This is a genomic window from Pontibacter qinzhouensis (genome assembly GCF_008017455.1).
GTDB lineage: Bacteria > Bacteroidota > Bacteroidia > Cytophagales > Hymenobacteraceae > Pontibacter > Pontibacter qinzhouensis.
On record NZ_VRTY01000074.1, the window covers coordinates 22020 to 30919 of the forward strand.

At 46.5% G+C, this 8900-nt stretch carries 7 protein-coding genes; 2 read left to right on the forward strand and 5 right to left on the reverse strand.

Annotation, left to right across the window (positions count from 1 at the left end; all coding sequences use genetic code 11):
* Positions 1-2: 2 nt before the first annotated feature.
* From prmA to uvrA, 5 genes are all read right to left on the reverse strand, one after another.
* The gene (gene prmA, locus FVR03_RS17215) at positions 3-830 is read right to left on the reverse strand and encodes a 50S ribosomal protein L11 methyltransferase (protein WP_147923006.1); all 828 of its coding nucleotides are present in this window, start codon (positions 828-830) and stop codon (positions 3-5) included.
* Positions 831-1582: 752 nt separating this feature from the next.
* The gene (tpiA, locus tag FVR03_RS17220; RefSeq protein ID WP_147923007.1) at positions 1583-2344 is read right to left on the reverse strand and encodes a triose-phosphate isomerase; all 762 of its coding nucleotides are present in this window, start codon (positions 2342-2344) and stop codon (positions 1583-1585) included.
* A gap of 250 nt (positions 2345-2594) precedes the next feature.
* Complete coding sequence (locus FVR03_RS17225; RefSeq protein WP_147923008.1) at positions 2595-2996, reverse strand: DUF3037 domain-containing protein; 402 nt, start codon at positions 2994-2996, stop codon at positions 2595-2597.
* Positions 2974-3774, reverse strand: coding sequence for a HipA family kinase (locus tag FVR03_RS17230; protein WP_147923009.1), 801 nt, complete (start codon positions 3772-3774; stop codon positions 2974-2976). Before FVR03_RS17230 ends, FVR03_RS17225 begins: the two co-directional genes overlap by 23 nt.
* A 417-nt stretch (positions 3775-4191) precedes the next feature.
* Positions 4192-6993, reverse strand: coding sequence for an excinuclease ABC subunit UvrA (gene uvrA / locus FVR03_RS17235; RefSeq protein ID WP_147923010.1), 2802 nt, complete (start codon positions 6991-6993; stop codon positions 4192-4194).
* A 537-nt stretch (positions 6994-7530) separates the two neighbouring features.
* On the opposite strand from uvrA, the gene FVR03_RS17240 reads away from it, so the two are divergent.
* Together FVR03_RS17240 and FVR03_RS17245 are read left to right on the forward strand one after the other, a co-directional pair.
* Positions 7531-7653 carry a 30S ribosomal protein THX gene (locus tag FVR03_RS17240; protein WP_147923011.1) on the forward strand — a complete coding sequence of 41 codons (123 nt, stop codon included), beginning with the start codon at positions 7531-7533 and terminating at the stop codon, positions 7651-7653.
* A 692-nt stretch (positions 7654-8345) separates the two neighbouring features.
* Complete coding sequence (locus FVR03_RS17245; RefSeq protein ID WP_147923012.1) at positions 8346-8684, forward strand: hypothetical protein; 339 nt, start codon at positions 8346-8348, stop codon at positions 8682-8684.
* Positions 8685-8900 lie beyond the last annotated feature (216 nt).

Genomic DNA, 8900 nt, shown 5'->3' on the forward strand with positions numbered 1-8900 from the left:
CATTATCGAGACTGGAATATGGCAGAAACCCAGTTATTTTTTTCGCGATGCGATGTATAAACGAGTCCGAGGCTGGCTGCTTTTTCTTTAATTATCGGGAGATCTTCGGTATAGAAGCCACTCAGCACCAGCCACCCCTGTGGCACAAGTACTGCTTTGTAGGCTGGCATGTCATCTAAAAGCACGTTGCGGTTAATATTGGCCAGTACTATATCAAAGGGCTTTTCCTCCTCCAGCTGTTCTGCACCGCCAAGTCGTACATCAATGGTCGTGTTGTTGAGTTCTGCATTTTCTCGGGCGTTCTCTACGGTCCAGTCTTCAATATCTACTGCCACCAGGTCGTTGGCACCAAATTGTGCTGCGGCAATAGCCAGTATACCGGTGCCACAGCCCATATCCAGCACACGTTTACCGGTATGGTCGAGGGTAAGCTGGTTCTCGATCATAAGCGTGGTGGTTTCGTGGTGGCCGGTGCCAAACGACATTTTCGGGTTGATGATCACATCGTATGTCGCTGCTTCCGGCCTTTCATGAAAGGAGGCCCTAACCGACACCTGCCCAGCAATAAAAAGTGGTTCGAAGTTGCGCTCCCACTCCTCATTCCAGTTCTGCCGCTCAATTTTCTGCACCTTATAGTCAACTTTCACCATGCCTTGGTAGCGTTGCAGCATCTCGTCGAGTGCAGTTTTATCGAACAGGTTTTCGGTTACATAGGCACAGAAACCACTATCGGTTTCAACAAAGGCATCGAAGCCTATTTCGCCCAGTTCGGCAATAAATATATCTACAAAATGAGGTGTAACGCGCAGGTTTACTTCTATAAAATCCATGAAATAAGTATTAAGCTGGTCCAGTTTTTTGGGCAGGCAAAGGTATTAAGTAATATGATACAATTCTTGAGGTGAAAGGCACAAAATTAATATGAAGGTTCCTGTTTAAAACCAATCCAAATATAATTATATTTATTGATAATAGAAGCAAAACACTACCTGATTTTTGGTATATTTATATTTGGATAACACAAAAGCTTCTTTTGAAAAGTAAAGCCTTCTCTTCGTAACGTTACATATACAACCTGAAGCAGTAATAACTGGTGCCGCTAAAACTATTTTAAAAAGACAAACAGGATGTTGAACGGCACCAGGAACAGTAGCGGCATGCAAAGCACAAGCAGTTAACCCTTGAGTAATAGTTAGCTCAAAGTCCTTTGGAAGGCTATTTTTATTTGAATAATCTGGCTAATGTGGTAATGGATTAATGTGCTGATGTGGTCATTAAATTTTGCCTGTGAAGTTGGCGTAAGAACAATTAAATAACAAGCTTTTGGTGGATGAAGCCTTGGGTCTTAAGTTCAGAAAAACCTTTGGAAGGCTATTTTCATTAGAATAATTTGGCCGTGACAGACTTACCTCCAGAGAGTTTTTAAAAGTGAAGCAGCTATAAAAAAGCCCTGAACATAAGAGAACAGGGCCTTTGAGACAAAATGTATTACTTTAAAGTAGGCAGTCAAGAATAATGTACAACATCTGCCAAGACATAGATTACTACTAACAAAACAATTCCATGCCTTGTGTCCTTTTACTTAGAAGGACTTAACAATATCTGTAAAGTCTCTTGATTTAAGCGATGCCCCTCCGATAAGGCCACCATCTACGTCTTCTTTAGAGAACAGCTCTTTTGCGTTACCTGGGTTAGCGCTGCCGCCATACAGGATGGTGCAGTTAAAAGCAGCCTCGGCATCGAACATGCGCGAAAGTTGCTCTCTGATATAGGCGTGCATTTCCTGGGCCTGCTGGCTGCTGGCGGTGCGGCCTGTCCCGATGGCCCAGATAGGCTCGTAAGCAATAACTACCTGGTCGAACTCCTCGTTGCTCAGGTAAGAGATGCTGTCTTTCAGTTGCTGCCCCACATACTCGAAATGGCGGTCGGCATCGCGTTCTTGCAGGGGTTCACCACAGCAGAAAATAGGCTTGATGCCTTGTGCCAGGGCTGCCTTCATTTTTTTGTAAAGCGTTTGCGCATCTTCGTGGTGGTACTGGCGACGCTCACTGTGGCCCACCAGCACATACTCCACTCCTACCGACTTCAGCATAGCCGCCGAAACCTCTCCTGTATAAGCGCCACTCTCGTGCTCGCTCACGTTTTGGGCAGCCAGGTGCAGTTTGTCGTTGCCTTGCACGAGTTTACCTACGCTCTGCAGGTACGGGAACGGAGGCGTTACGATCACGGTTACGTCGCCGCTTGCTTCGTCTTTCAGCATGTTATCGATTTCCGATACCAGCGAAAGTGCCTCCTCATAGGTTTTATTCATTTTCCAGTTACCTGCAACAATTTTCTTTCTCATAACTATATGACTTGTTGAATGATGATAAATCAAGATTTTGCTAATTGATTACAACACTGGCAATTTAGCAATTTATTCGGGCATGGTTCAACAGAGAACAACTTTTGGCAAAAGGTTACCATAGTTCCTGTACTTAAAACATCTGGCTATGGGCGAAAGGCCAGATTATTCTAATAGAAATGACCTCCAGAAGAAAAAACCACAAAATTTAGCCAAGGGCTAACCACGGTCACCACATACTAAAAGTCAATCAGGCCGGCTGCGCATCCTGCCGTACCAGTTGCTTAAACAGCCTGTCGAGGGTTTGCTGGGGCTCGGCACAGAGGCCGGGGTGTACCGGCGATGTTTGCACCACGGTGCTGCGGGTGGCAGTAAGCCAGCGAAAGCGCGACGCAATAGGCAACTTCCCTATAGTTCCTCCGTCTGTACCGCCTTTGCAAATACGCTCAAAGGCTTGTAAGCGCTCCTGTAACTCCTGCATATCCAGTTCATCAGAAAATGCTCTGAGTCGCTCCTCGTTCAGGGCATACCTGGTTTGCAGAAATCCTTTTCCGGAGCAATACAAAATGACACCCACATTCATAAATTCTTCCCGCTCCACGCAGGGCACCACGCGAATAACGGCATACTCAAATACGTGTTTCTCTTGCATGTTGGGCTCCTTTTACAAATATTTCGGAATGGGAAATTCTGGTTTCCAGGAAATGAACATACGCCTGCCGGTGCTCCTCTACAGTATCGAAAGGCGAATCGCTGGTTTGCAGCCACTCGTCAGGAATGAGTGCGACAATGGCCCGGATACGTTCTGGTGTTAAAATAGCACATGCTTCAGCATCTATGGCCTCTATTTCTGTTGCCTGCGGCAGCAGCACATGGTCTTTTATGAGTGCAAAAGGCCGCTTGCCCTGCTCATCCAAATTTGGCCATGCATGATGGAAGTAAAACGCAGCGCCATGATCGATGAGCCAGAGTTCCTTGTGCCAGATGAGCATGTTGGTGTTGCGCGGTGTGCGGTCTACGTTCGTTATCAGGCAATCTAACCACACAATTTGCGAGGCCATTCGGGCATCAAGGGTAGTCACCAACGAGTCGAAGGTGATGGCGCCAGAGAGGTAGTGCAGCCCCAGGTTAAGCCCACCGCTTGCCTGCAACAGATCCTGAATCTCCTCGTCTGGCTCGGTTCGACCAAAGGCAGGGTCTACCTCTACAAATACGATCTCTGGCACCTTCAGGCCGAGAGCACGTGCAATTTCGCCGCCTATAAGCTCGGCAATCAGCGCCTTCAGCCCCTGGCCTGCTCCACGAAATTTAAGTACATATAAAAAGTCGTCGTCGGCCTCCACAATGGCAGGCAACGAACCGCCTTCGCGCAAGGGCGTTACATAGCGCGTCATGGTAACGGTGCGCAATTCGGGAGGTCTGAAATTCATGTACTATTTAAGATGTTAGATTTTAGATGTTAGACTCCTTAATTAATAGTTGAGATAAATTCACTCATCCACACATTCATAATTAAAGACTGATGTTACGCAGTTGCGGTTCAAGAATGCGCATTTGCTACATAATACGCTCACCTGTCTGCTTCTGTAGCGGCGTTACATTGTAACGCCCTTGCCAGCAGATTGCTCTAGCCCCAGCAATAAAAAAATACAGGTTAACAGGCGAGACAGCAAATTGAAAGGTCTGGTTCATTCTGCAACCTCGGCGTTACTATGTAACGCCGCTACAAAGCTAATGACTGCTCCTACTGCGTAACATCAGTTAAAGAAACAACCATTTAACAATTGAGCCATTTAGCCTATTTTCCAATCAACAACTAACAATCAGCAATTATCTGAATTTAAAGATCACAGCTTCTCTTTCAGGAATCGGGCCGTATCATTTCCGTCTAACTTTGCCATGTCTTCTGGTGTGCCTTCAAATAGCAGGTGCCCTCCGTTTGTACCTCCTTCCGGCCCCAAATCTATAAGCCAGTCCGCTGATTTCACGATATCCATGTTGTGCTCGATAATAACCACAGTGTTGCCGTTTTCGATGAGCGCGTTCATGGAGGTGAGCAGTTTGCTGATGTCGTGGAAGTGCAGCCCGGTGCTGGGTTCATCGAAAATGAACAGGATGTTTTTGTTATGCTGCGTAGCGCCTTTGGTCAGGAACGAAGCCAGTTTTACCCGCTGCGCCTCTCCACCCGACAAGGTATTGCTCGACTGCCCCAGCCTGATGTAACCCAGCCCCACGTCGTTAAGTGGTTTCAGGCGCTCCAGAATCTTCTGCTGACCGGCAAAAAACTCCAGGCTGTCGGCAATGGTCATGTCCAGTACTTCAGATATATTTTTATCGTCGAATTTAATGTCCAGTACATCCTGCTTAAAGCGCTGGCCGTGGCAGCTGTCGCAGGTCAGGTAAATATCGGCCATAAACTGCATCTCTATTTTTACCTGCCCTTCGCCCTGGCACACCTCACAACGGCCACCTTCTATATTAAAAGAGAAGTGCGATGGCTTAAAACCACGCGCCTTTGCCAGCGGCTGATCGGCAAAAAGTGTACGGATGGCATCGTAGGCTTTTACATAAGTTACCGGGTTGGAGCGCGACGACTTACCAATCGGGTTCTGGTCTACAAACTCTACGTGCTCAATTTTGGCGTAGTCGCCTTGCAGCTTGTCGTGTTTACCGGTTGCCTCGGAGGTAGCACCGTGCAGCTTTTGCATGGCCGGGAACAGTATCTTTTTAACCAGCGTAGATTTGCCGGAGCCGCTCACGCCCGTCACTACCGTCATTACCTCTAGCGGGAACTTTACGATGAGGTTTTTAAGGTTGTTTTCGCGGGCTCCTACAATCTCGATGCAGTTGCGCCATTTTCGCCGCTGTGCCGGCACCGCCAGTTCCATTCTGCCACTCAGGTACTGGCCGGTGTAGGTATCGGAAGAGGCGAGCATTTCGTCGTAGCTCCCCTGAAACATAAGGTTCCCTCCACCAGAACCTGCCTCCGGCCCTATATCGATGAGCTGGTCGGCGGCTTTCATCATTTCTTCCTCGTGCTCTACTACAATTACAGTGTTGCCAATTTGCTGCAGCGAGCGCAGCACACCAATCAGTTGCTCGGCATCTTTGGGATGCAGGCCAATGCTCGGCTCATCCAGAATATACATAGAACCCACTAGCGCACTGCCCAAGGATGTTGCCAGGTTAATACGCTGGCTCTCGCCACCCGAAAGCGTATTCGACAGGCGATTCAGCGTCAGGTAACCCAGCCCCACCCGCACCAGGTAGCCCAGCCGATTGGTTACCTCCAAAGACAGACGCTCGGCCACGTTGCGCTCGTGCTCCGTAAGCTGTATGCCTTCGAAAAAGCGCAGCACCTCCGTAATCGGGAGCAGCACCAGGTCGGTAATGCTTTTGTCGTTTATTTTAACATAGCCGGCATCTTTGCGCAGGCGCGAGCCACGGCACTCGGGGCAGGTAGTGCGGCCACGGTAACGCGACTGCATAACACGGTACTGAATTTTGTGCGACTGCGACTGTATGTGCTTAAAGAAATCGTTTAAGCCTTCGAAATATTTATTGCCTGTCCAGAGCAGCTCCTGTTCTTCCGGGCTCAGCTCGTTATAAGGCCGGTGTATGGGGAAGTCGAAGCGGATGCCGTTTTTAATTAAAGGCTGCAGCCACTCGTTCATCTTATCTGATCGCCAGGGCGCAATGGCTCCCTCGTACACGGTCAGGCTTTTGTCTGGTATAACCAAGTCGGGGTCTATGCCCAGCACGCTCCCGAAGCCTTCGCAGGTCTGGCAGGCACCGTATGGGTTGTTGAAGCTGAAAAAGTTAACGGTAGGCTCTTCAAAAACAATCCCGTCCAGCTCAAACTTATCAGAAAAAACACGCACATCGTCGCCATGCATAACGCGGCACTCGCCGTGGCCCTCAAAAAAAGCTGTTTGCACCGAGTCGGCAATCCGAAACTGCAGGTCTTCGTCTTCTTTGTAAATAACGGCACGATCTATCAGAATATAAACTTCGTTCCCCAGATCGGGCACGTTCTGCAGCAGCTCCTCAATAAAGTAAACCTGGCCGTTGGCGAAGATGCGGGAGTAGCCTTTCTGGAGGAGCAGGTCCAGCTCTTTGGCCAGAGGGCGCTCCAGGGTGAGTTGCAGTGGTGCCAGCACCATTACCCGGGCTTCGTTTTCGAGCGAGAAAATAAAGTCTACCACATCGGTTACGGTATCTTTCTGCACCACATTACCAGAAACAGGCGAAATAGTCTTACCAATCCGGGCGAACAGAAGCTTCAGGTAATCATAAATTTCGGTGTTGGTGCCTACCGTGGAGCGGTTGTTCTTAATGCTCACTTTCTGCTCGATGGCAATAGCCGGACTGATGCCTTTAATGTAGTCAACATCCGGTTTATCCATACGACCCAGGAACTGGCGGGCATAGGAGCTAAGGCTCTCCACGTACATGCGCTGCCCTTCGGCGTAAAGCGTATCGAAAGCCAGAGATGATTTACCGGAGCCGGACAAGCCCGTGATAACGATAAATTTATTGCGGGGCAGGGCCACGCTCAGGTTTTTGAGATTATGCACCCGGGCCCCTTTAATGATAATATTATTGCGGGGGTCGAGCGAGTCGATATTTTGTTCAGAATAGTTTGCCATACAGCCGGTGAGCCTTGTTTTAAACGGGAAATAAGCCGCTCCAAAACGATGCTCTAATCTTGTTTTGATTAATTTGCAAAGGTACACATACTTAACCTGATTTAGAAGGCCATGGTTACAGCTGCTGCGCTTATATTACAGAGGCGGCTCCTGAACTATTTGCTCCTCAATTGCCCATGCCCTCCAGCCTACCCTTTAAGCCAAACCACTTAAAAAGCTTCTGAAGGCCATTTTGATTAGAATAATTTGGTTGTTGATTGTTAATGGTTAGAAGGTTAAATGGTTTAATTGTTAAATGGTGTATTTTGAATGAATGAGAGGATGAGTGAGAGAAAAATTAAGTCACCTATTTTAGAAGCTGGTTTAATCTGAATTAGTCAGGCACTGCAAACTTCCTCACCAGATAAAATCTTTACTTTCTGGCTGTTGTTTACTATCTTAGCCATGGCAGCCAAAACTTTTTCGGCTGTCTGGCACTTAAGCCCGTATGGATTTACTAAACCATGTTTAAACCAAACATTTTTTAAAACTTAATTTATGGGAAAAGGAGATAAAAAATCAAAAAAAGGCAAAATCGCAAAAGGCAGCTTTGGCAATAGCCGACCACGTCAGTCGAACAAAAAAACAACGGAAGCTCCTAAAAAGGAAGCTACTGCTTAACACACTGATACACATAACAAAGGCACTGTTCCATATAAGGAGCGGTGCCTTTGTTTTTTAGCGCATCCTACTACCCTTTCTGTTTCTGCTACCTTACAACATAGCCTACATACAGGTAAGCTATTATAAAATACGCAATTCCAAATTTGCATATTTCAAGAAATGAATTAACTTTCATAAAAACAGAAGCTACTCTAACCTGCCTTTTTAGGGTAGCGCACTCTTTGTATTTTGTTGATAAGCCATAAGAGCAAAAGCAAATACTATTTGGCTGCAATATTTGTGTTAAAATTGTTAAAAGAATGGCACCCGCCATAGGTAACCAGAAACACAAAGAATCAAATTATTAACGTATCCATAATTTTATTAACGATTGTTTGTTTTTATAGCAAAAATACCTGTTGCACCGGCTTGCTTTTTAACAAATTTATTTTTATATTAAATCTTGTTGCTTCTGCAACACTCATTCCCAAACAGAAGTATAAAACATTAGGGCTAACCTATATGTAAGGCCCCCGATTAACTTCTTTGGCTATACCAGATCGCGGTATACGTTCTGCTTAAGCTTTAACCGAAGTGGTAGCCACGCCACTTTATATGATTAAAAAATAGCCGACGATTCACCACCTGGGCATCAAAAACCAGAGAGGAAAAGTATTGTCTTATTATTAAACTTTTAAACCCCGACATACATGAAACAACTGGACATCAGAAATTTGTTGGAGAGCATTGAGAGAAAGGTGTACCAGCAAGAAATTACGACAGATGAAGCCGTAACAAAGCTGATAAATTCTGAAATAGCACATGCTATAAACCTGAAATACAAAGTGGAGAGTAACCATGTTCCGAGCACCCTCCAGCATGTATCGTGCACAACAGTAGAGTGCTACCTCAACCACCTGAAAGCGCTGGAGCAAAAGCTGCAGAAGCCGCACGATATTACGGCTCAATGCAAACCTGTGGAAGAACGCGAGATTAACCGCAGACTTTTGCTGATACTGAACCGCCTGAAAGGCTATAGCAGAAAATAAGGCCGCACACCTGATTTTTGTAACCAGCTCCTTTGCTTACCGGAAACACCCGGAAGAGCAAAGGAGCTTTTTTATTTTTCAGCTTTTCCCACCCTTGGCTTTTTTTAAGGCCAAAAACTTCTGAAGGGCAAAATCATTAAAATAATTTGAATTAGGCACTTAAGCAATAACCATTTTATAGGGATGTGGAGGAGCGGCCACCATCCTTTTGAGGAG